Here is a 24,686-nt window from a genome sequence, read left to right on the forward strand (position 1 = left end):
CAACGAGTGTCCACGCGATGATGGCACCCCATGTTATCGATCCTGCCCGTTTCCTGTCCGAGCAACTCGAGCGGGCCCCCTGATCTGATGCGATCCAGGCTCACCACGTTCATCAACGCGCTGATGAGTGCCTAGTCCGACGCGGTCTGCGGCGCCGAACACGGTGCCCGCTACCAAGCCCAAACGTCGCTGTCAGAGGTGGCTGGCACTCTTTGAATCAGGGATAAGGCAGCAGTCTGCTTATCAGTTCGGTTGGACCCTGGTGCTGCGTCGATGGCAGGAACTGGCGGCGCCGACCGATAACCTAGAAGTTGCACTCTGTGGATCCTGAAAAGCCTGGAGTGGCCAAAAAGAGGAGAAATACGTGGGAGTTCGTTACATCGGGAGCAAGGCGCGCGTTGCGGACTCCATTGTTGACCTCGCAGGAACCCACACATCTGGCCGCTTCATTGATGCCTTCAGCGGAACTGGCTCGGTGGCGGCTGCAGCAGCAGCGAGAGGCTGGAACGTCACTATCAACGACTCCCTCCCTTCGTCAGTGGCGATGAGCGTTGGGGCCGTCGTGGGTGTTAACGACGTGCCGTTCGCTTCAGTTGGTGGATATAGAAGCGCCATCACCCTCCTTAATGACGTTCCAGGGATGTGCGGATTCATTCATGCTCAGTACAGTCCTGCGTCCGGGGGAACAGGTGCAGTGGAGCGGCGATACTTCACCGAGTCGAATGCGGCCCGACTCGATGCCATGCGGGCACAAATCCAAGTGTGGTCGGCCGGTAACCAAATTACCTGGGCCGAAGAACAGCTGTTGCTCGCCGACTTAATGCAATCCGCCAACAGCGTCGCCAACATCTCTGGCACCTACGGTTGCTTCCTCAAGCGATGGACACCAGGGGCTCTCAAGGAAGTGGAAGTCACGGCTCGCCAACTCCCCTCACGAGCAACAAACTTTGAGGCCGTAGTTGGGGATGTGTTTGACCTCGACACAACGGAGGAAGACACGGTCTACTACGATCCTCCATATACAAAGCGGCAGTACAGCGCTTATTACCATCTCCTCGAAACCCTGCACGCCGGTGATGCACCTGAGGTTGGGGGCGTAACGGGACTTCGTCCATGGCAGGCAAAGGCGTCCGAATTTTGCTACAAGACCCGAGCCTTGGACGCGCTCACTCGACTCATTATGGGAACCAAGGCCCGGAAGATTCTATTGAGCTACAGCACGGAAGGACACGTCGCCAAGGACCAGTTGGTCAGTGCTCTTACTGAAGCTGGTCAGGTTACCGTGCATGAAATCAAGACGATCGGCCGGTACCGCCCTAATGCGCAGGCCTCGGCATCTGGAGATACTGTCGACGAGTATGTCATTGAAATTAACCCAGTCTCACTGAACGATTCCGGCTATTCTGCACACCGCTCTGTGGTGTACGTGTGAAAAGCGTAGAAGAGACGCACCTGCGCGCTACGAACGGGCTGCTCGATCATGCTGCCGAAGAACTATGCCCCTCCTCCGAACTGAGCGACGCCCGTCTGACCGTGCTGGAAGCCGCCGCGGCGGTAGCAGGGGGCTGGAACCTCGAAGAGTTCTGGAACCTCTTCGGACAACGCCGGCCGGACATTCTAGGCAATCCCCTCCCCTGGGCAGACAAAGTGCTATCAAGCATCGCGGATACTCCCATCCCAGTCCCCTTGGCTCTGTCTGCACTAAGCCGCGAACTGATACCCACTGCCCAGCAGCGAAAGAGCGGCGCGTACTACACCGATTGGCGGCTAGCCGAACAGCTGGCCGCTCAAAGCGTCCCAATGATCCGAACCGACGGACTGTGGATTGACACCGCCTGCGGCTCCGGAGTACTCCTTACAGCCGCGGCCATGACACTGCCAGCAGGCAACAAGCGAGACCAAGTAATCCGCGATAAATTGACAGGCGCCGACCTTTCGTCGCGGGCGCTCCGGGGCGCGCTTCTATCAGTGGCAAGTCTCACAAACGACCTTTCCGCCGTATCGGGCTTTGCGGGTCGTCTGCTCCAACACGACAGCCTCGCCAGCCGTAACACGTGGGCGGAACTCGCGCCCATCGGTGCCGCCCTCATCATCGGGAACCCGCCATGGGAGAAGCTGAAAGTGTCCCGCCACGAAATCGCTACCGGCCTTGGTCACGTCCGTCACTATGGCCAAGGCTACGAAGACGAGGTTGACCTAGCCCGGCCTCGGGCCGAACTGCTCTCATACATCGAGCAAATTGCTACGGGAACTCGTCTCCAAGGGAAGGGCGAGCACGACCTATACAAATTGTTCCTCGAACTTGGCATCGTTCTTGCCGCCGACGACGGCATCCTCGCTCTGATAGTCCCAGCCGGCCTCATCCGATCACAAGGTACTGAGACACTGCGAAATGAGCTCGACGGTGCCTCCCGGGAGCTTTCCATCTCGGTCATCGAAAACCGTGCGCGCCACTTTGCTATCGATTCGCGCTTCAAGTTCCTCTCCCTAGTTGCCCGGGTAGGAACCGGAGAACGCATGCCGATAAATCTAAAGGTTGCTGACCGCACTGGCGCTTTGCCCGCTGAGCCGGTCCGCATCTCAAGGGCTGAGCTCCGAGCCGCGCGGGAAGACATGTCCATCCCGGAAGTTAGATCGTCCGAGGAGTGGAACCTTTTTGCGCGCCTAGCCAAAGATTCCTACACAGTGGGTGACCAGTCCGGCCCCTGGCGCCCTACGTACCGGCGCGAAGTCGACATGACGCTGGAAAAGAAAAAATTCCTGCGCACACCCGATGCTGAGTCCATGCCACTGCTGGAGGGCAGGCACGTTTCTCAATACCGATGGCGCGCCAAGACTTATCAGAGCGGGGAAGGACGGTCCGCGATCTGGCGCCCAGAACCGCTGGCACGGACCACGCTGAAGACCCAGTGGTTCATCCCGGTGAAGTCTATGCAAGCAGCTTCAGCAGAACGTACAACCCGCCCTCGGATCGGATTCTGCGACATAACCGGACAAACGAATGAGAGGTCGTTGCTTCTCGCACGTGTCCCGGCGGGGATCGCCTGTGGAAACAAGGTCCCAACTCTAGCGTTCCCTGAAGGGGGCGCGGACCGGGAAGACCTGTTCTTGGCTCTCACAAACTCATTCGTCGTGGACTGGATGATGCGCCGCCTTGTGACGACCACTGTCAACTTCTTCCTCTTGGATTCGCTCCCGCTGCCTAAAGTAGACGAGAATTCGGCCACGGGGCGCGAGCTCGTGACTCTGGCACGAAGCATCTCAGCCGCCGAAAGTGATCCCAAGGTCAATCTGTCGGAAATCGGCCGGTTGAGGGCACGTATTGATGCTCTAGTAGCTTCTATCTGGGATTTGCGGCTTGAAGATATGGAACTCGTCCTCCGGGATTTTCCTCTTCTCGACCGACGCCAGCCGGCCCTTGATGATGAAAGTCGATCTACTATCACAAGAGATGCCGTACTTGCAGAGCTGGCGGATTTATATGAGATGCAGCACGCAAGCACGAGCCGACTGAAGTATGGTCAGGACAAAGGTGCGATTCCTTACATTCCCGCTGAGTACGCATAGAAGGACACTTTGACAACTACACAAGCACGCCCGACCCTCGTCGTATACAAGGAGATCGTCGGCGGAGACATGCGCAAGCTTCTCGCGGAGTCCAATGACTCGGCAACGGGTGGTGGAGCGCGGGATCTCCGCTTTCCGGCCCAGGCCTTCGATCCCGTCCTGCGACTCATGTTTAGCCAGGACAGTTTCGGTCCCCGCGGACAAGCTATACGGACCGGGGACATCCTTTACCTCGATGCGGACGAAAAGCCCCAGAAGACGCGGCTAGAGTATTGGCCTCCGACCCTGTCAAGAAAGTCTGAAAGTCGTATATCGAAGATTCACGCCAGCCCTGCGCTCGGCGGCCAGCTGCCTGCCACCGACAAGGGCAAAGTATTCGTCCTGCTAATCCGTTTCAGTGATGGCGCTGTGCGCTGCGTCTACGCATACGAAACCGAGCTCAGAAATCCCAAAATTTGGGCTCATGAACTTAGTTCAGCCGTTCTCGGATGCTTGACCTCTGCCTGCGCGAAGAACGCAACCCGTACTGCAGGTCTGGTGCCAGCAATGGGCTACTACAATTTCAGCGACGGTACGGGATATTGCCATGCCGATTGAGAGCAACATCGAGGACGACGCCAGGGCGGTGTTGAAAGCCTTGGCGATTCGTAAAAACGTAATTATTGCTGGTTCCCCAGGAACCGGGAAGTCGCGACTGCTGAATCAGGTCCGAGAACTCTTTGTGTGGGACCAGGGGAATACTGGCTCTTCCCCCATTGCACGGATACCGATCCCCCCAGCCGGCGGCCCTATCCCGACTTGGTTCCCAAGCCCAAACCAAACTGGAAGTCGTAAGGTGTTCCAAACGGTCTTTGACCAAAACACCAAGTACAGGGACTTCATGCGCGGTCTCGTTCCAAAAGTTACAGAGCCCGGCGCATTTGAGGTAACCAGCGGTACCTTTTACCGAGCATCTCTGCACGCCCGGGAAGACGATCACGCAGCACTCGTCATCATCGATGAGATTAACCGAGGGCCGGCGGTAGCAGCCTTTGGCAGTGCGCTTGTCGGCCTCGAAGCCGACAAGCGTCTTCTGACAAATGGCGACAACACGGACACCACCCAGCACTTCGAGATTCTCGGTGACGGTGGTGAACACGAATCATTTGCGCTTCCGAATGATCTGTACGTCCTCGCCGCAATGAACGAAGCCGACACGAGTGTCGAGCCTCTCGACGTCGCCTTTCTCCGCCGCTTCCACCTGCACCGGCTTGAGCCACAGCCTGATACCCTCAGAGCCCATTTAGGCCTCCCCATAAAGGCTGCGTTGCTACCTGAGTCACCGACAGGCGCTGCAGATTACTATGAAGCCCTCGCCCAGGCGTTCTCCAAGATAAACCAGCAGATCCTTCTGGGACGAGGGCATGCTTACCAGCTCGGACACGGCGCACTGATGCACACTTCCGCCGATTCAACCGCCGTCGGGGCAGCTCAGGAGTACATAGTTGCTGCATGGGCAACTCTACGGGCACATATTGATGAAGTCTTCTTCGGCAACACACGGGCCATTTCAGATGTTCTTCGAGCCGAAAACAGCAAAAGCCTGTACTCCCTGGAAGAAGCGCTTTTTGCAGGGCAGACCGTGCGGCGTATCGCTGGCCCGACTCGGCCGACAGTTGCAGAGCTCTATAAGTTGCTCGCCCTTATTGCGACAGAGTGAGCGGGATCGGGAGGATAGTCTTGCAGGAGCTTCGAGACCGTCCCAACACAACTGCGGAGATCGCAGAGCTCTGTAGCATCTCCCGTGAGGACGTCCTGCTCCACCTTCGGAATCTGAACAACCACGTCAAGAGACTCCTCGGGTACGAGCAGGATGCCATCACTGTTTCCTCTACCGGTGCCTGGAGAGCGGATGGCATCGCAGGTCTCCTGCGTCTCAACTCCCAAGTCGAGCTTGAAGTGGTGCCCAAATTCCTCGACGAGTCGAGTACCACCTGGCGCCTCGATTTCTTCCTTTTAGCCGTCTTAGTCAAAACCGGGCATCTTCTGATGCACGACGACATAACTGCCGGCGCCCAAGACCGCGGTGACTTGGCGACGCTCATCGCCCGGTCCTTCCTCACGCTTTACGCGGACAACCAGCGCCGGCCGATCCGCGGCTACAAACGCGTCCAACGGGCGGACTATGCCCTCGATGGCGACATTGAGTGGGAGACTCTTGTACTGCCCGAACCGGACGGCTTCCGCATGTCACGGCTGGAACTAACTCAACAAAACCCCTATAACGCGACTCTCGCCGCCGCAGTGGCCGTACTTATCCCAGAAGTCACCGATGGAGATACCCAAGCGCAGTTGAAGGCCATTGCAAGAGCCTTGGCTCCCCAACTGCCGCCCCCAGCTATCTTTCCGTCCCTCCCTCAACGCCACAGTGCGATGCAACGCGTGTACGACCTGGCCCGTCTAATTGTTGAAGGACTTGGTTTGGACCTCAAAGGAGGCACTTTTGCCGGGCCAGGATTCGTGTTATCGACGTGGTCGGCCTGGCAGTCGCTGTGCGAAGAACTTGTTAGAAGAGCCCTCCCCGACCACAAAGTCATCGGGCAGAAGCGATGGCTACTTGGCTACCGCGGCACGGAACCTGTCTACGCGACACCAGACATCTCACCGCTTGTCGGGTCAACGGCAGAATTCCTCCTCGACGCCAAATATAAAACGAGGCTAGAACGGAAGCCGAGTATCAGCTCGAGCGATGTGTACGAAGCCTTGGCATTCCTTCGGGCTGCAGAGGCAAGCCAAATCTCCCTTCTATACCCTTCCGTCCGCTCAGTGATCGACCTTCCGCTAGGTGAATGGATTGAGTTCGACCGGGTGAATGTGGACTCGCTAGCGATCGAAGGCTTCGAGATTCAGGTCCAAGGAATTTCCCGCCGGGGCGGGTTCGATGACATTGTCGCCGGCGCGCGGCGGGCCCTCATACCGAAGCTCAATCTCCCGTAAAGCAACCAGATAGTCCTACTTTTGACCACGACACTCGAGCCCACAAGGCAGATATTGTTTCCGCCTCCGGACGTACGTTCTCCGCTGTAGACGCACAAGTGAATCCGGTAATCATCGATACCGAACCGGACAAGCCGATAAGGATGGGCCGTTGCCCAGCCTGCGGGCAGGAGAAACAGCTACTTTCTAATTCAACGCTTCTGCCAGCACATAGATGGAAGACAGGGCCAAATTGGTCCGGAGGAGGCAAGGGCAGAGCGGGTACGCATACGAAGACCGTTCAGGTCGAACTTTGGCTAACCGAACTCGGCACAACCAGTGTCCGAGCAACACCCATCCTCACCTCCAGGAACTGGCGTTTGAGCGGGGCGAAATCACTCATACTGGATATGCATTCCAAATGCATCAGGTTTCGATTGACAGAGTGTTCCTATATGGGTTGGTAGACCCCGCAAGATGAGGCAGGCAAGTGTGATGACGAATACCACGTTGACCAAAAGCAAGCTACCGCCAACAATTCCAATTATTGTCGATTCGCCCCGCAAGGACCCTCAATTAGGATTCCAGTCTTACGTTAGAGCACTATCAGCTGCGGTCGCCGGAGGCAACCCCGCGCGGTACACGGTGGGATTATACGGACCTTGGGGAACTGGGAAATCGTCCATCCTCAGTGCTCTGAAGATCGAACTTGGCGAGGCTTTTCCAGACAGCACGGTGGTCGAATTTGATGCCTGGAGACATGAGCGAGCCGGAAATCTCCTAGCCCCACTCCTCTGGGCGGTGAAAAATGAATTCGACAAAAAGCAGGACGCTCCGGGTAAGGCGAGCACGAAGAAAAGCGCTAAGGAAGTGGCTACCCGGATAGGTCGCCTCTTGGGAGGGTTCGAACTGGGCCTCTTCGGCGTTGTCAACTTCCGTATCCCAACGGCCAGTGAGGCGGGCCAGGATGAGTCGTCGTCCAGTAGCGCCACTCCAGTGGATAACTACATGCAGATGTACGCGAAACTCCTGGAAGTGGGCAACGCGCTCTCAGACAGCGCGCGCGTGGTCGTGCTCATCGATGATCTCGACAGGTGTTCACCTGAACGCGTTGTTCAAGTCATCGAGGCCATCCGTCTACTAATGGATATCGATGGGTTTGTGTTCGTATTAGCTATCGATTACGACGTGCTAATCGACGCGGTTTCTGAGAAGTATCCCCATGTGGACGCCCACAGGTTCATTGAAAAGATCATTCAGGTCCCCTTCAGAATCCCCAACATCAAAGTTGCGGGCGATCTTCTCCCATCCATTGTCCCGGACTGGGCTGCGATCAAGGAGGTCTGGTTCGACAGCGTCGAAGACGATCTTATTCAGAAATTGATCCGCCGGGCGTTGCGGTCGAATCCAAGGCAAGCCAAGAGGATGCTCAACTCCTACATGTTGGCCCGGCACATCTCTTGGGGTAGTGGAATAGCTCAGGATCTCTTGCTTATATCCTTGGGTTTCCAATTGCGCTGGCCGACGGCGTTCGAACGCCTGAGCAAGGAACTTCTGGGTGAGGACTCCGAAACCTCGGTAAAACTCGGCGTACTGGCAAGTTACAAGCGGATTGTAGAAGAGGGCGAGTCAGCGCTTAAAGACGAGGTGTCAATGACCGAGGACTCCGAAGAACTGGTTGAGCTGAGCCAGTTTGTGTCGGCACACCTGCCGGAGGATTTGGATCTTGCGGATGTCAGGACGGCAATGCGTATGGCCGCTGACGTGTCTGGCCCTTCCCACGCTATTGCCGATTGGTCATCAGCCAGCATCATCGCGGATTTTGTTGGGCTGCGAGGAACTTCGCAAGACACTGCTGGCTAACTCGTCGGTTCGGGCTGTCGCTCACTTGGGTCTTAATGCATTCGAGTCGATTGGAGGGGCGCTGACACGGGCGCGAAGTCCTGGGTGGACGCCCTAAGTCTGTGATTCGAAGTCCTCATTATTACCTCAATGCATCGGTGATTAGGCATCCATGCATCGCCCCTGAGGGTGCCCAAGTCTTTTCACACATAGGGCATTACCCGGCCGTCGGATTCACTGAGCCACCGCCGCCGCTGTAGCGTAAACATCCGCCGGCATCGGCCTATGCAACTTCCAGGTAATCGAGATCGGTTTTTCGCCCTTGTGCTGCACGTAGTCCACCTGACCCAGACACTTGTATGCAGCCGTCAGGCCGGTCTCATCTTCGGAGGAATCTCGGGTGAAGAGCACGATGTGTGAGCCGTGCCCCGTACGGTCCAAGTACCGCTTCCCGGTCGGGCTGTTAGGCGAGGTCGTGTTCTGCGACTCCCAGTGGAACAGGTCCGGGCTGATCGCATAATCCTTGTACATGGTGGTGGCGGAATGGTTCTTCTCGTTTTTGTTGAGTGTCACGAAGAACGCATCCGAGGCAGTGGCCGGGCACCAATCAACACCGCCCGTACTTAGTCGCTTCCGAGCCGATGCGGTGTCGAGTGACTTTGCGCCAAGGGCTGCCAAAACTTCATAGCGGCCATACGTTGCGTGTGTCATTAGCGGAATGTGTTGCAGCCCGGAGCCCAGGACCTTGGCCGCGTGTTTGGTCGAGGCGGCTCCCCCCTTAGCTAATTGGCGAATTTCATTGCAGACAAACTGATAGGCGCGCAGATAGTCCAGGCCGGCGTCGTACGTCTGAAATCCGCCCCCGTTTGGCCACATAGTGAAAAAGAGCATCCGCGCAAACGTCTGCTCGCGCGGACTGAGGTCCGAATAACGGGGCGCTGTCCCGTCGACGAGCATGCCATAGGCTTCGGCACGTTCCAGATCATCCACATGCATGAGCCTCACCATGCAGCTCATGAGTTTCTTCTCCGCTTCACTGGAAAGCTCATGGAGCCTTCCAGTGAAGACCGATTCCAGCGGAGAAAACCCCTCGATCAGCTTTGCCCGTCGAAGATATTCAGTCCATGAATCGCCGGACTCGCGGTAAATTGACTTCAGTTCACTGCCGGATTTTTCGAGGTAGGCATAGAGCTCGGTCTCCGCATAGGATGCGATATCCCGGACCAGGTCCTTCCGCGTGAACCGCAGCTGCGCCTTAATGCTGTTTAGCACCACCTTCTGCGCCACCCTATCCAGCACGATCTGAGAGCCGGACGGCAGGTACGGGAACTCGTCCTCGACTGCCTTCTCGAGCTCCTTGCGGCTGTAGCCGGTCAATGCCGAGTAGCACAGATCAAAGCGAAACTCACGGCGCTGCTGGCCGATGAAGTCCATGACCGTCAGCACGGCTTTGCCCTCAGCACGGCGCAGCCCACGTCCCAGCTGCTGGAGGAAGATCGTGGCGCTCTGGGTGGGCCGGAGCAGCAGGATGGTGTCTACCTGTGGCAGGTCCAGTCCTTCATTGAAAAGGTCGACGGCGAAGATGCAGTTGATCTCCCGCTTACCAAGGCGTCGCAAGGCTTCCTCGCGATCGGCATCGTCGGTGTTGCCGTCTACGGCAACGGAGGCTATGCCGGCACGGTTGAACACTCTGGCCATGTAGTGGGCGTGCTGGACGGAGACGCAGAAACCGATGGCCCTCATCAGATCGGTGCTGGTGATCTTGTCGCGAAGCTCCCGGATCACCTTGGCGGCCCGGGCGTCGTTTCCCGTGTAGACGGCACTCAGCTGGGCTGTGTCGTAATTACCGCGTTTCCATTCCAATTGGCTGAGATCGACGTCGTCAGAGACGCCGAAGTAATGGAACGGCACCAGCAGGTCTGCATCCAGGGCATCCCACAGTCTGAGTTCACTGGCAGTGCGGCCATCGAAGAACTGCTTGGCAACGTCGACACCGTCACCGCGTTCTGGCGTCGCAGTGAGCCCGAGGAGCTGCTGCGGTTGGAGGTGGTCGAGCAGGCGCCGGTATGTGGGCGCCATTGCGTGGTGAAATTCATCGATGACCACGACATCAAAGAGATCCCGCTCCAGCTGCTCCATGCCGAGAGATGACAGCGACTGAACCGAGGCGAAAATGTGCTTCCACTCTTTCGGCTTGTGCTCCCCCACGTAAAGTTCGCCGAAGGCGCCGTCCTGCATAACGTCGCGGTAAGTACGCATCGCCTGCTTGAGAATCTCCTGTCGATGGGCGACGAAGAGCAACTTCAAGTGGCGGCCGGCAGCTTCGGACAGCCGTTTGTAGTCCAAAGCTGCGATGACGGTCTTTCCGGTGCCGGTGGCGGCGACCAAGAGGTTGTGATTGAAGCCTTTGAGCCGCTCGGCTTCCAAGTCTTCGAGCATCTCTTCCTGATGGAGATACGGCTGAACCTCGAGACCGGTGGGTGCGTCCGGGGCAGCCTTACGGCGTCCGCCGTTGCGTTCTAGCGCCGCGTCAAGCTTTTCGCCGTCGAGTTCTGGGTCGTAGCTTTGGAATGCGCGCTGCTCCCAATAGCTGTCGAAGGTGACCTCGAATTTCTGCAGCAGGGTGGGCGTGCCGACGGAGCTGAGCCGGACGTTCCATTCGAGGCCGTCCAACAGAGCGGCCTGACTGAGGTTGGAGCTGCCTACATAGGCGGTGTCGAAGCCGGAGTTCCTCCGGAATAGCCAGGCTTTGGCGTGGAGGCGCGTGGCCTGGGTTTCGTAGTTGATCTTCACCTCAGCCCGATAACGGTTGACGAGCTCGTCAATGGCGCGGCGCTCCGTGGCACCCATGTAGGTGGTGGTGAGGACTCTCAGGTGGGCTCCCCGCTCCTGGAGCTGCTCGAGCGCCGGCTCGAGCAGGCGAAGGCCCGTCCAGCGGACGAAGGCGCACAGCAGGTCAACCGTGTTGGCGGACTCGATCTCGGCCCGGAGCTCCGCGGCAAGATTCGGCTCGTCCTTGCTGTTGGTCAGCAGCGCTGAGTCACTGAGCTTGGTGGTGGGGCGGCGGAGCTGGCGGCGTTTAAGTGCGTCCGGGCGGTGGAGGGACCGGAGCTGAGTTGGGCCGTCTGCGATTCGGTCGCTGTGCTTCAACTGCTCCAAAATGCGGTTTGCTAGGGCAACCCTGTCCGTTGGCTTGGCTACTGCTAGGGACTGCCGGACCACGTCGGCAACATGGCGCGACAGCATGTCAGGTGTATCCAAGTCATTTATTTCCGCGAATATGGGCTGGAGGTCCGACTCAGCATTCAACTGCGTGCTCAGCGCATCCGTGGTAAGTAATTCATAAAGACCTTCGGGCAGCTGCTCCGCTGGCCCTCCCCCAATAAACTTGTTCACTGCGCCAGGATATTTGATGAGGCATGCAAAATGACAAATGCCTTCCTTCAGTGCGTCCCAGTCACTGGCTGCCACCTAGAATCATTCGTTGCCTTCCCGGCGCGCCGACATTCACAAAATCGCTCGTTCCCCGCAGAGTTGACTCAACATAGAGTCGTATAGCCAGGGGGAACCGTTAGTGGAATCGGCCAAGCACAGAAGAACGCTTTCGAAAACTTCCAACTATCTCGATTCACTAGCCACTGCCCTCCGCGACCTTGGCGGTGCGACGACGATCCCTCATGAGTTAACTCAGAACGCGGATGACGCCGGGAATGCAACTAGTGTCCGGTTCACTGTTGACGATAGAGCTTTGACGGTATGGAACGATGGCACGTTTACAGACTGCGATGAAGATGGTGACGACTGCCCATGGCCCCGTCGCTGTGACCTCCATGCGTTCCGTCGCTTTGCCGGCCGCACAAAGGCGGCTGACGCCACTACGACAGGGGCTTTCGGCGTCGGTTTCACAGCCGTTTACCAGATCACGGACCGCCCAGAGCTGCTCTATGGAAACCAGCACTGGATCCTTGACGAAACCGCCTCAGAAAATGAGCGACTCCGAGCATGCGACGGAGGCTGCACTCGCCTGCACAATGATCCAGGAACGACTTTCGTACTTCCGTGGGCCAGGGACGAAAGCACCCTTCGAAAGGCTTTATCGGTTTCCCCTGTTACCGAAGAAACTGTTACCGAAGTTGAAGTTGCGCTTCTAGAAGCTGCCAAGCCTTCGATCCTGTTTCTTCACCATGTATCGCAAATTGAAGTAGTGACACGAACACGTCGCTACCAGGTCAAGGCTGCACGGACCGCCGGCGGGGCATCGATCACGGATGACGTCAGCAGCACAAAATGGTTGTTCCTGACTGCTGACTTTCGTCGTCAAGCAGAGAATCTGGTCGCTTCTTCCCACGGGTTGATCGACATCGAGCGCTCCAGTGCCGTAACGGTGGCCCTCCCCCTCGAGGCTGACGTCAACGCCGGCGTGCTATACGCAACCCTTCCCACTCAGACCCCGAGTGGTCTACCGGGCCATGCGAATGGCGCTTTTTACCCGACCACCGACCGAAAGTCGGTCCGCTTCGAAAACGACATCTATTCTGCGTGGAACCGCGCGGCGATTGCAGCCGTCGGCACCGCACTGGTTGAAGGCGCGGAGATTGTTGTCCAACGAATCGGTATCACGGCGTTTTGGGATTTGCTTGGAGAAATTGAGTCACTCTCTCGTAACACAGGAAGCGTAGGTTCAGACCACGCGAAGACGTACCTCGACGGGCTAGTCCCTATCGTCCGAGATCTCGCGGTTATCGAAACGACTAACGGCACGCTCGTTATGCCTACCGATGCCTATCTTCCTAAACCGGGGGAGGCATACGATGCGTCCGAGGCCCTCAACTCCATCAGGCTTGCTGCTGTTTCGAAAAAACTCCATCGGAGACTTCACACCAACAACCTCTATTTGTCATTCGGGATCCAGCTCCTAAACAATAGCCATGTCGTAAAACACTTGATGGCGGCGGGCTACACTCAGGCATTTCTTCCTTCCTCTGAGACATTATCGATCGTTGAGGTCAAACAGCTGCTCGAGCTCATGAGCCGGTCGCAAGGCAATGTAAAAAATGTCGACGGCCTTGGGGCTGTAGCGATCGTTCCGTGCAACAGTGGCCTAATCGCGCCGGCTTCCATGGTTACGTGGCCCTCTTCGGCTGACGAATCAACGCTCTTCGAGTTACTAATACAAGGTCTCCTCTTGGCGGATATAAACACGATCAACGAGGCATTTCCAGGGCTGAAGGATCTTTGGACACCGCTCGACGTCACCCAAGCAATATCTCTTCTGAAGGGCGTTGATGCAACGAAACTATCCGAACTCGCAGACGATCTGCTTGCATGGTTCGATCGCCACCTACTCGAGATAGACCGCTCCAACGCCCCGGAAATTGCAGCACTGCCCATCTTCCCGACGTCTAGCCAGGAATTCAGTTCGCTGACCGCGCTGTCACTGCCTCAGGATTTTGACGATCCTGTCAACGTGGCAAGCCTCGTTGACTTTGAAACCGCGCGCAACTATCGCAAGCTTCTCAACACTCTCGGCGCAAAGCCGCTCGACGTTGAAACCTACTTCCTGCTTCACGTTTTGCCTGCCGCGCGGGACCGACGCCTGAACTCGACGCAGGCTGCACTTCTTTTGCGGCTAGTAGCCCGCTACCAGACCGAGCTCGAGTCACACAAGCACGAGTTCACCGACGCTTTCATCATTCCAGGATCTGACGGCGAGCTGTACACAGCCAAAGAACTCCACATGCCGACGAAGGAAATCGGTGTCCTTGCCCCAGAACTACCGATCGCGGACACGGCTATTGCCCCCGCTGCGGTGTTCGAGTGGCTTGGTGTCTCGCGATATCCCACCGACGAGGCCCTCGGGCTTGCCGTCTCCCGGCTGTCCGGCGATGGGTCGGTGGACGGCGGCGAAATCGCCGTCGCGATTCTTCACACTTTGGAGCAGCGCACAACGGCCGAGACTAAGCCACTTGATGTGAAGGAACGGCCCACTTTTCTGGCTTCGAGTTCCTGGCTGCCGCTCAAGTCCGGGAGCACAGCAAAGCCCGCCGACGTGCTCCCCTCGAACGCCCGACATCTCTATGGCATGCAGGGAAACGAACTCGGGCTTTCATCACCGGTCCAATCACGGTACTTCGCCCAGTTGACCTGGCTTGGTATGCCGGCCCGCCCGCCTGTGTGTGTGGTTGTTGAGCACATCAAGCACAGCTCAGAAACCAAATCTGATCTGAATTCAGACGTCTATAGAGTCCTGAGTAACAATTCAGATGACGCCGCAGTCAGGCAGCTTCGCAACGTACGATGCGTCCATGTCGGGTACGGGAAGTTCGTCTTACCAGCAACCTCATTTTGGGGACCCACGCCGTTCGGCCGCTGGAGTGTAGAGCTACCGACCGAAATGCGTACTCATCAGAAATTCTTCGATGCAGTTGGTGTCCAAGAACAACCGGGCCCCACTGAGGTTGCCGCGGTGCTAAAGGAGATAGGTGACGAGTTCGGAAATGACCTGTTGGACGACGAGGCCGTGAAAGCCGTTCACGGTTGTTGGACCCGACTTTCTGATTTGCTCGACCACCCAGACGCGACGTCAATCCTGAACAAATTAGGCCACACGCGGTCTGCAGTTGATCCCCGGGGCGTACTTGCGAGTCCTAATGGTCTCTTCTTTGAAGACAGTAGAGGAACCTGGGAACGGTTTAGATTGCTCAGCAATAACGTAGTACCCCGCGTCCAAAGCACCTGGCCGGCACTGGAGCGCGCAGGAGTCCGGAGAGCAGAAGAATTAATAATACCGTCACTGATTGGAGAATCACCTCAGCCCGATGAGGAAATCCCCAATCTGATAGCGGAGCGCATTGGCGCTTTCCGTCGTTTATTGAATGATGAGCAGTCGATCATAGCCATGCAACAGGTGCGGATATTCCGTGCAAGTGGTCTTACCGTCAAATTCTCCGCCCAGCTTTACGGGCATTCGGAGGAGATTTTACCTGAATCAACTGATGCCATTTATCTCCACGACGAGGGCAGAATGGTCTACGACGAGAGCTCCACCCGCCGAGCAATCGCTCGCGAACTTGCTCGCGCCATCCGTCCCGACGACGATCCTGGCAAGCTTGCTATTCAACTGCAACCGGTGCTTGATGCAGTGGATGCCGCCGATGCGGACGCCACTCTTGATGACTATGGCTTCGACAGAATGAATACGGAGGAGCACGAAGCCGCTTGGAGCGTGGCTGCAGAACTTTGTGATCAAGGCGCCGCCCCCGTCATCGAGGACGAATCTGAGCCCGACATCTCCCAAACCAGCGAAATTGCTGGACAGAAACCTAGTGGGAGCATACGGAGAACTCTTAAGCCCGGGTACGAATCAGACCAATCATCTCAGCCGGAGAGGGTGTCCGAGCTGAGTGGCAACCGTGAAACTGGCACAGCTGTCGACGCCGATACCGCCCACACTCCCGCTCATGGCAGTGCTGGCGCATCCAGTGCGGTTGCAGGTGGTGGCAATAGCCCCACCCACAACAAGCCCGAGCATGGAGGCCGCTCTCGTTTCGGCCGGCAGACGCGTCTGCGCTCCTATGTATTACACGAGGAGGACGATGGAGGCCTGTTGGGAACGCTCGGGAACGAGGCACCGGATTTCACACCAATCGATGTGGCAGGGGTTGGTCGTGTCCTCTCGTACGAGCAGCGCTGTGGGCGGCGCGCGGTCGAGAAGGACCACGGCAACCCGGGCTTCGATATTGAGTCGTACGATACCCACGACAACTTGGTGCGACGGATCGAGATCAAATCAACCGGTCGTTCGTGGTCGACAGCGGGTGTGATGCTGTCCCGCCGGCAACTGCAACAAGCTCGCGAGGACGGAAATCTCTTTTGGTTGTATGTCGTTGAGAATGCAGAGGACGACGCGAATTTTCAAATATATAGAATCCAAGACCCGGCCGGCAGAATCGACTACTTTGGTTTCGACGACGGGTGGAAGACCATCGCGGAGCCAGACATCGAACGGGATGAGTTGGGAAGTCCGGCACTTCAATCGACACGAAGTATTTTCGGATTGCTCTAATTTATCAGAGTAAGGATCATGGCTCGTAAGTCCGGCAGCGAGCCTCAACAGGCCGAATTGTCGGTCGCGTATACGGTGCAGTTCAATCCATGACCGAGGCCAAAGGAACGAAAGCAGATGACGGAATATACATCCGCGCAGCGTGAGGCAATCGGCTGCCTCGATCGGAATCTGCAGATCATTGCCTGCGCGGGCTCTGGAAAAACGCAGGTGATCGCCCAGCGCATCGCGGATATTCTCGCCAGGCCGGGCGTTACTCCGAAAAACATTGTGGCGTTTACATTCACTGAGAAGGCCGCGTCGGAACTCAGGGAGCGGGTGCTCAGCATCATCGGTGAACAAGAAGGAGTGCCAATTGGGCTCGCCGAGATGTTCATCGGCACGATGCATGCCTATTGTTTGAATCTACTGCAAACCTACGTGCCCGAAACCTTCAAGTTCTCGGTGCTGTCCGACGTGACACAGCGGCTGCTCATAGATCGGAACAGCAAACGCTCAGGTCTGACTGAGACGCCGACGACGTCGTCCGCCATCCCATTTCTTCAGCGGTACATTCATTCGAGACTGTACGCACAGGTGTTGTCAGTGTTGGCTGAGGACGATGTCGACCTCTCCCAGGTGAATCTCAGGGTGCTCATGGCACAGCAGGAATACAAGAAGCTTCTGGCCAAGACTGCTTATTTCGACTTCACGACGATGCTTGAGCTCGCCGTCGAACTCTTGGAAGCGAATGATGCTGATCAACCCGCGTCTACGCTCCTGCACCACATTCGCGACGACGTCCGCTTTGTGGTCGTCGACGAATACCAGGATGTGAACCCATTGCAAGAACGCTTAGTGCGTGCAATGACGAAGTATGGAGCCAACCTCTGCGTCGTAGGCGACGACGACCAAACGATATACCAGTGGCGCGGCTCGACAGTATCGAACATCGTAACGTTCTCGGAACGGTACCAAAATGTTCAGCAAGTCACACTGGCTGATAACTTTCGCTCATCGCAGGGTGTGGTTGCGCTTGGGCAGATGGTGGCCGAGACTATTGCGCCTGAGCACAGACTCGTGAAACGGATGCAGCATGCCTCCCACCAGGAGTGGAAACGCGACGACATCCTCGTCCAAAATTTCGGTTCGCCGGAGGAGGAGGCGAACTGGACCTGCGATCAGATTCAGTATCTGAGAGGCGTTGCGTTCACCGATTCCCCTGGCAAAAAGGCACGAGGATTGTCCTGGTCAGACATGGCGGTACTCTTCCGATCGGTTTCGGCGGATGCAGGCCCTCTTGTCAAAGAGCTTGACCGTCGAGGAATTCCATACGTGGTCAAAGGGCTTTCACGGCTGTTCGATGCGCCTGAGATAAAAGCTGTCGCATCGATGTTCCGGTACATCGTCGGGGACATATCCTCTATAGATCTAGAGGCTGCCTGGAGGGACAGCCGACTCGCGCTCGAGGACGCTTCGCTCGAACCGTTGATTGGGGTGCTCAACGAGGCCAGCGACTTCTCAAGGGGCACACGATGGGGCGTTTACAATATACAGCGCGTCTACCTCGAAGCCCTCGAAGCGTTGGGCGTTCGGGAGGACACCGTTCCCGGCGACAAGTCGCGTGGCGAACTTGCCTTTTATCAACTCGGCAAGTTCAGCCAGGTAATCTCCGACTTCGAAACGGTCCACTTCTCATCTGCTCCAGAACAGAAGTACCGACAGTTCGTTGATTGGTTGAAGTACCAGGCCCCCGCGTACTATGACGAAGCTGACGGCGATATTGGCTATGCGACACCGGACGCAGTGACCTTATCAACTGTGCACCGGGCAAAGGGAATGCAGTGGCCAGCAGTCTTCGTGCCATGCCTTCGGCGTAACAGATTTCCGAGCAAGCGGCACGGGGGTCTCGGTGTCTTTCACATTATCCCTGAAGACGCCATCGACGGAGCCGACCGATATAAGGGCACAACGGAAGATGAACGCCGGCTCTTCTATGTAGCGGTGACCCGCGCCCAGAAGTTCCTTTACATGAGCTATTCCCCAGGACCGAGTGCGATGTATAGAAGTCCTTCAGAGTTCGTCGCGGAAGTCTCAGCTGTCCCGTTCGTGTCTACTTCTGTTAGCGACTTACGCACAGAAGTTCCGAGACTGGAACCGCAGTCGAAAGCGGCGGCACACCAGATCACCCTCTCGTTCTCGGAACTAAAGTTTCTCTTTGAGTGCCCCTACCAATTCAAGCTCCGCTTCATGTATGGGTTCAATGCTCCAATACATGAAGCACTCGGCTACGGAAAGGGGCTACATGATGCGCTTGCGGAGATTCACAAGCGCGCCCTCCACGGCGACGTCGCGACGGTCCTGGACGTGGAGGGACTCATCCACCGGCACCTCCATACACCCTACGCATACCCAACACTCCGAGAGGCTCTCGAGCAGTCTGCAAAAGAATCGGTCAGACGGTACCTAACCCTCCACAGCAATGATCTAATGACGACCATCTACTCTGAAAAGAAAATTCAGGTCAATATTGCCCCAGGCATTACGGTAAATGGACGCATCGATTTGGTCCAGCGCCTCGAAACTGACGAAGTGTCCATCGTTGATTTCAAGTCCACCGAACGTTCGCAGGACGAGGATGTCACGCGCGATCAACTCCACGTCTATGCTGTCGGCTACGCGGAGTTGACTGGCGAAAGAGCTGACCTAATCGAGGTACTCAATCTCGACGCAAGGGGCAAGAACGTTCGAGAAGATGTGAGCGACGAACTGCTCAAAGGAGTGCTCGATCGTATCAAAACGGCGGGCGACTCGCTTCGGGATAATCACCTGCCCAAGTTCGAGATATGGTCTCCAGCTTGCAACAAATGCGACTTATCCGCGTTGTGCCGTTCGAGTGCGGAGAACTGACTGAGTTCTCTGAGAGCCTTTTTTCAGGACTTGCTGTTGTTGGAGCGGGCGCCTCCGTACATGACCGGGAAGCGGATCGTGTCTGGGGAGAGAACAAGCCGTGCCCGGTTAATGTGAGGGCGGGCAATCCGGAAATCAAGATAATCATCTGGGAGTAAAAAATGAGGTGCATACCGGAACAACCGAAATTCGACGACGGACAGCTGGCGGAAAAGGCCGTCTGGACCGCTTTGAAGAACTCGCTCCCGGATGAGTGCATGCTGGCCCACTCCGTCCAGGTCCGCGATGGCCGGAACGAGTACGAGATTGACGTTCTCGTCCTCTGGCCCGCCGTGGGAATGGCGGCCATCGAGGTCAAGGGCGGCCTGGTCAGCATCGCCGACGGGCAGTGGTACCAGTCGGACCGGAACGGCAAACATAAAATCCATAGCCCAGTGGCGCAGTCCCAAAGCTCACTCCACGCGCTGAAGAACTGGCTGGCGAATGAGCTTGGTACCCGCGTCAGCAGCCGCAGCGCCTACATGGTGAGCCTGCCGTACACGGAAGTGCCCAGCGACTGGACCATGGCCGGTTGTTCCCGGTCCCTCGTCCTTGACCAGACCGACAGCAAGTCCCCCGCCGACCTGGTGCGCCAGGCCATAGAGACTGAAGGAGGCGGGGCGTCCCCCTTGGCCCCGGCTTTCCTAGAACGGATCATCCGCAAACTAGGCGGAACCCTGGATACCGCCGTCGTGCCTTCAACTACCGCGCAGGAAGACGAATACGCCCAGGACCACCTCACGGAGCGCCAGTCAGTGCTGCTGCAGGCAACCCGGTCACTCCCGCGAATCCGGTTCACCGGCGGCGCCGGCAGCGGAAAGACCTGGCTCGCCGTCGAGAAGGCTCGGCTGCTCAGCAAACAGGGCAAACGCGTGGGACTCTTCTGCTACAACAAAGGCCTCGGGCAGTATCTTCAGAACCGCGTTGCGCCGTGGCGCCAGGCCAAGCCCGTCTTCACCGGCGAATTCCACGAGTACGCTCGCGGGCTGGGGGTTCCCGACGGTACCGGGCAGGACTACTTCGACGTTGAGATGCCCCGACTCCTGAAAGAGCTGGCCGCGGGAATGGAGCCGCACGAGCGCCTGGACGCCGTCGTCATCGATGAGGCACAGGACTTCGCGCCCCTCTGGTGGGACGCGCTTCTGGCATGCACCACGGATCCGGACGCCGGCGACGTTTACGCCTTCATGGATGACCGGCAGGACGTCTACCGCAGGTGGGGAGGCGCGACGGCCGATCTCGCCAATGGTCCGCTGGCCGCCTTCGTGCCCATCCAAATCGACGACAACCTCCGCAACACCCGGAAGATCGCCGAGGCCTTCAGGCCCTTCGCCGGTGAGCACTTCACACCGCGGGGCAGCACGGGCCTGCCTGTACGTTTCCTTGACTGCGCCACGGAGGACGCACTCGGGATGGCCGACGACAGTGTGGTTGCACTGATCGAGGAAGGCTGGGCCAATAACCAGATCGCGCTCCTCACCACAAAGGATCGTCATCCAATTCATCTGGACTACTTCCAGCGCGAAGCCACCGACGAGTACTGGCGGGAATTCCACGCTAACGAAGCTGAGTTCTACGGCCATGTGCTCGGGTTCAAAGGCTTGGAACGGTCCGTCGTGGTTCTGTGCGTCAACGGTTTTAAGGACATGGGCCGGGCGCCGGAGCAGCTCTATGTGGGCCTGTCCCGGGCGCGGAGTCTGCTGGTGGTGGTTGGTGATTCCGGGTTGCTGGAGGAAGCGGGTGGGCGGGACCTGAAGGCAGCATTGTCACGGACCCAGGCGTGGACGCCACCCGCCCCCGTTGAAGGGTAAGAATCCGCTCCTGACCGAGCGACGACGTCACCCCCAAGGGAGGTCCGAGTTATTGTCGGTCCGGCGGTCCATGCTACTTCTAGCAGTCCGAATTACGTCCTCCTGGGGATAGACTGCCGGGAGTTTGGACTCACTAAAGAGTCCCAGCGAAATGACCAGCTCGGTGCCGAGCACGACAGTTTGGGGGAAACTTGCTAGGTCCGAACAGAACCCCGTCCGTGAAAGGCAGTAACAGCGGACCAGCGCTCCAAGACAACTACGCACAGTTCATCGAGCAGCTCGATGTCGCGTCGAGGAATCTGACCGCTCGCCGCGAACCGCTGACGCGAACGCTTGAGATCTTGGACGTGCTGTCCAGGCAAAACAACCTTGGTCTCAAACTGTGGGAAGAGCGGAGCACCAAAGTCGGCAAGCTGGTGGCCGAGGAAATTAAGTTAGCAGACAAAAATGTAGCGCTGAGTGAGCTCCACGAGGTATCTCGGCGGATGGAAGGGATGTTCCTGAACCGCACTCAGCGCATCGGAGAAAAGCGAGCTTCGGTTCAGGCCCACCACGAAGAAATCACCAAATCCCTTCTCGAGCTGGACCGAAGCAGGCTCAAGCTGACGTCTTCTAGAACACTGTCCCGCGAACGTGAAAATCTAAACAATGCCGTTGCTGACCTTGTGGGTACGCCCCAGCGGTCGACCACCGGTTCGACAGACCCGGGCCTCCGCACCGACCTTAACGAGGCTCGAAGGGCGATCGTCCTGGCCGAGGCTCTGATGGAAGTGAAACGGAGATGACCATGCCCCAATGGCCTACTGAGAAGCGCGTGATCCGAACTTTCACTTCTGCGCAATGGGACGGCAAACGTGGCTTCAAAGCGAGGAGTCTTCTGGCCAAATTCACCGCTGTGCGGTTCTTGGTGGGCTTTGCCGTTCTCGCAGTCCTCACTAGGCTTGGCGCATTCGGCGCCGTGGCCATAACGCTTGGTGTGGTCGCGTTACTCCTGTGGATTCTGTCGGAAGACAGGGTCAGGCAGAAATTTGCGGATGAGCTCATTGCAGATGTCAACGAAACCATCGTCGGCCTCACAGGTGACGCCACCGCTGGGTTGTCCAGTAAGACCTTTAAATCGTTGTGCTCCTCCGGCGGGCGCATCCCTTTGCCGGTAAACGGGGTGCCGGGACTCGAACTGGGTGTCGTCAGCGACAGGCCACCTGTGGAACGCATAGCAGCGATAGCGCGGGTGGACGAGGCGGTCCGCACGAGTCAGGTCACAGTCTTTGCTACGCCTCCTGACTACGGCACCGCCAGCTTTGACCGTTTGCTGCAGGGCACCCTCGAGACCGACTGACCGGGTGCGGACCCGCGGTCGCACCCACCGCGTCGCGCCGTCCGTTGTCTGAGCCTGCCCATCGTATCTAGGAACTGTCGCTCCAACATGTCACGGGGGATGATGTGAACTTTTTTGGCCTGTATTTGGACCGCGCTCCGTGGACCTACCGCGATTCCGCACTGGGCGAAGTCAGGCTCGGGCCTTGGGTTGGCCTAGCTCCTTCAGACCCGGCTGGGCCTGACAGGGCCCGATGCACGCCAATCCATGCGGATCCGGCAGTACATGGCCCGGCTCGCTGAGCTGGACACTCCGAAGGCTTGGTTCCACTGTTCCTTTCCGTCGATCCATGGTCCACAGCCATCGAGCTGTTGAAAATGCGTGACGAACTCGTCGTCAACGGATGGACGGGCTTTGTTCCAGCAGGGTCAACCGCAAAGCTGAAAGCCCCCGCTTCCCTGGAGCATAGCCAAGTCCCCCTGACCGGGCGTTCGCCGATTATCCCCTCGAACTCATCCATGAGATGGAGAGCGAGGCCACCCTGGACTGGCCGCTCGGAATCTCGCGGCTTGAACCCCAGCACCCCCGCAGCTCGTTCCCGCCCTCTGGTCCGTCTCCTCGGCGCCCTTAAACGCCGCGGGGTGAAGACCGTGGAGCCTTCGCGCCGGACGGAGCCGAGGGCGCCGTGACGGTCCTCGTCGCAATGACCGAATGGGAGCAGCGGAGCACACGGCCCGCTGGCTCTCATCCGACGGCCGCCCGGGCTCCGATCGTTCGGCCGTCGTCGCCTCCGCGAGCACCGTGCTGCAAGACCAGGAACTGCAGCTCCGCGGACTGCCGCGGGTCGGTGTCGGCAAGCGTCCACACTGGCGAGCCGTGGACAAGATCATTCCCCTCTTCTTCGACGTGATCTGGGGGCCCGTGGACGTCCAGCTGCTGGGAGAATTCCTGAACCTCCCCGTGAGCCCCCTCCGGGGTTCCGCCGCACGACATCTCCTCCGCGCCCTCGCCGCCCAGCCTGGCCCCGGCGGAGATGATTGGCGCGTCGCCCTCCAGAAGATTGCGTAGTCTTGCGTCGCACGGGTTGAGAGTCTTGGGCGGGGGCGCCCTCGATGTGGTTTCTCTGGGTCTGCGACGGCTCAGCGTTGCTTGCTGGCGCTTGTGTCAGCGTCTGGCCGTTTAAAGTTCGTGTGCACTACCTCCTCACGGCAGGGATGCAGCCACCAACACCCGCAGTCAGAACACCGCGGTCCAGAACCTATACCAGGGTCGCCCAGCCCTGCATAGCTCGGCGTCTTCCAACATGCCCTCTACCGGCACGTGTCATTGGACGGCGAAGCGCGACCGGACGGGCGCGAGTCGGTCGTCAGTGCGGCCGGCAGTGGCAGCCCAACCTTGTCGCACAGGAATCGGGTCTGGCAATACCGCAATGCGACGGTTGTGAATTTACGAAGTCGTTTCCGGACGGTGACTGAGCCCTACGGCGTGTCCTCTAAACCGATGGGACAGTGGAATGGCGTAAAGTCAGAGCAACTGCGGCCAAGGGGGCCATCAAAACGGGAAAGGCCGGAACTCAATGACTACTCCACCAGCTGGCTGGTACGACGATCAAGCGACTCCTGGTCGCCAACGCTGGTTTGACGGAACGCAGTGGACTGACCATTTCCAGAATGCTCCCGTAGTGACCGCCCCGCCTGCCTACCCCGCGCAGCAGTGGCAGCAGCAGCCTCATCACACCATGGGGCCAATGACCTCGTCGAATCTCAATGTGATCCGCGAGGTTGTCTACAATCGTCAGCAAACCCCGCACAGCGCGACCGCGTGGACCCTCATTTCACTTTTCACAGGCGGCATCGGGCTCATTTGGGTCGTCTACTACTCGTTGAGTCCCAACCACTACTGGAAGGCCTGACGGACAAGGGTCCCGACAGGGCTGCCAGCATGCCCTAGTGCCCGACGATGCCCCGAAGGAAGGCCAGATGGACTGGGGGTCCGGAGGGTAGGAACTTGGCTCCGCGCCGTCGTCGAACGCGTCCGCCACCGCAAAACCTATACGGCATCCTCAGCGACTACCCCATCCGCCTGCGCACTCGGATGGATGGAAGAGCGTGGCACGAAGCTTCCCAAGGTCTATTCACCCAGGCCTAGCAACGCGCAGACGGGGGCGACCACTCAGTGGCCGCCCCCGTCTGCGCGTTCC

At 58.1% G+C, this 24,686-nt stretch carries 14 protein-coding genes; 13 read left to right on the forward strand and 1 reads right to left on the reverse strand.

The window, feature by feature from the left end; translation table 11 throughout:
- Positions 1-364: 364 nt before the first annotated feature.
- The 6 genes from J2808_RS11385 to J2808_RS11410 all read left to right on the forward strand — a co-directional run bounded on the left by J2808_RS11385 (position 365) and on the right by J2808_RS11410 (position 8,385).
- Positions 365-1,432: a DNA adenine methylase gene (locus tag J2808_RS11385; protein ID WP_309816172.1), complete on the forward strand. Its 1,068-nt coding sequence runs from the start codon at positions 365-367 to the stop codon at positions 1,430-1,432.
- A complete protein-coding gene (locus tag J2808_RS11390) occupies positions 1,429-3,567 on the forward strand; it encodes an Eco57I restriction-modification methylase domain-containing protein (RefSeq protein ID WP_309816175.1) in 2,139 nt (712 codons plus the stop codon). Before J2808_RS11385 ends, J2808_RS11390 begins: the two co-directional genes overlap by 4 nt.
- A gap of 9 nt (positions 3,568-3,576) precedes the next feature.
- Complete coding sequence (locus J2808_RS11395) at positions 3,577-4,164, forward strand: hypothetical protein (protein WP_309816178.1); 588 nt, start codon at positions 3,577-3,579, stop codon at positions 4,162-4,164.
- The gene (locus J2808_RS11400) at positions 4,154-5,266 is read left to right on the forward strand and encodes an AAA family ATPase (protein ID WP_309816181.1); all 1,113 of its coding nucleotides are present in this window, start codon (positions 4,154-4,156) and stop codon (positions 5,264-5,266) included. Before J2808_RS11395 ends, J2808_RS11400 begins: the two co-directional genes overlap by 11 nt.
- Entirely contained in the window at positions 5,263-6,543 is a 1,281-nt protein-coding gene (locus J2808_RS11405; RefSeq protein WP_309816184.1) for a 5-methylcytosine restriction system specificity protein McrC, read from the forward strand. Before J2808_RS11400 ends, J2808_RS11405 begins: the two co-directional genes overlap by 4 nt.
- 474 nt (positions 6,544-7,017) lie before the next feature.
- Entirely contained in the window at positions 7,018-8,385 is a 1,368-nt protein-coding gene (locus tag J2808_RS11410) for a KAP family P-loop NTPase fold protein (protein WP_309816186.1), read from the forward strand.
- Positions 8,386-8,598: 213 nt separating this feature from the next.
- Here J2808_RS11410 and J2808_RS11415 read toward each other — a convergent pair whose 3' ends face one another.
- Positions 8,599-11,724, reverse strand: a complete 3,126-nt coding sequence (locus J2808_RS11415) for a DEAD/DEAH box helicase (protein WP_309816718.1) — start codon at positions 11,722-11,724, stop codon at positions 8,599-8,601.
- A 214-nt stretch (positions 11,725-11,938) separates the two neighbouring features.
- Here J2808_RS11415 and J2808_RS11420 point away from each other — a divergent pair, with 214 nt between their 5' ends.
- The 7 genes from J2808_RS11420 to J2808_RS11450 all read left to right on the forward strand — a co-directional run bounded on the left by J2808_RS11420 (position 11,939) and on the right by J2808_RS11450 (position 24,398).
- Entirely contained in the window at positions 11,939-16,429 is a 4,491-nt protein-coding gene (locus J2808_RS11420; RefSeq protein ID WP_309816189.1) for a protein NO VEIN domain-containing protein, read from the forward strand.
- 117 nt (positions 16,430-16,546) lie between these two features.
- A complete protein-coding gene (locus J2808_RS11425; protein WP_309816192.1) occupies positions 16,547-19,318 on the forward strand; it encodes an ATP-dependent helicase in 2,772 nt (923 codons plus the stop codon).
- Between the two features lie 161 nt (positions 19,319-19,479).
- On the forward strand, positions 19,480-21,168 hold the full coding sequence (locus tag J2808_RS11430) for a nuclease-related domain-containing DEAD/DEAH box helicase (protein WP_309816195.1): 1,689 nt from the start codon (positions 19,480-19,482) through the stop codon (positions 21,166-21,168).
- A gap of 218 nt (positions 21,169-21,386) precedes the next feature.
- Positions 21,387-21,953 carry a hypothetical protein gene (locus tag J2808_RS11435; RefSeq protein ID WP_309816197.1) on the forward strand — a complete coding sequence of 189 codons (567 nt, stop codon included), beginning with the start codon at positions 21,387-21,389 and terminating at the stop codon, positions 21,951-21,953.
- 2 nt (positions 21,954-21,955) lie between these two features.
- Entirely contained in the window at positions 21,956-22,507 is a 552-nt protein-coding gene (locus J2808_RS11440) for a hypothetical protein (protein WP_309816202.1), read from the forward strand.
- A 690-nt stretch (positions 22,508-23,197) separates the two neighbouring features.
- Complete coding sequence (locus J2808_RS11445) at positions 23,198-23,554, forward strand: hypothetical protein (protein ID WP_309816205.1); 357 nt, start codon at positions 23,198-23,200, stop codon at positions 23,552-23,554.
- 508 nt (positions 23,555-24,062) lie between these two features.
- The gene (locus J2808_RS11450; RefSeq protein ID WP_309816207.1) at positions 24,063-24,398 is read left to right on the forward strand and encodes a DUF2510 domain-containing protein; all 336 of its coding nucleotides are present in this window, start codon (positions 24,063-24,065) and stop codon (positions 24,396-24,398) included.
- Positions 24,399-24,686 lie beyond the last annotated feature (288 nt).

The sequence above is a fragment of the Pseudarthrobacter sulfonivorans genome, assembly GCF_031454915.1.
Classification (GTDB): domain Bacteria; phylum Actinomycetota; class Actinomycetes; order Actinomycetales; family Micrococcaceae; genus Arthrobacter; species Arthrobacter sulfonivorans_C.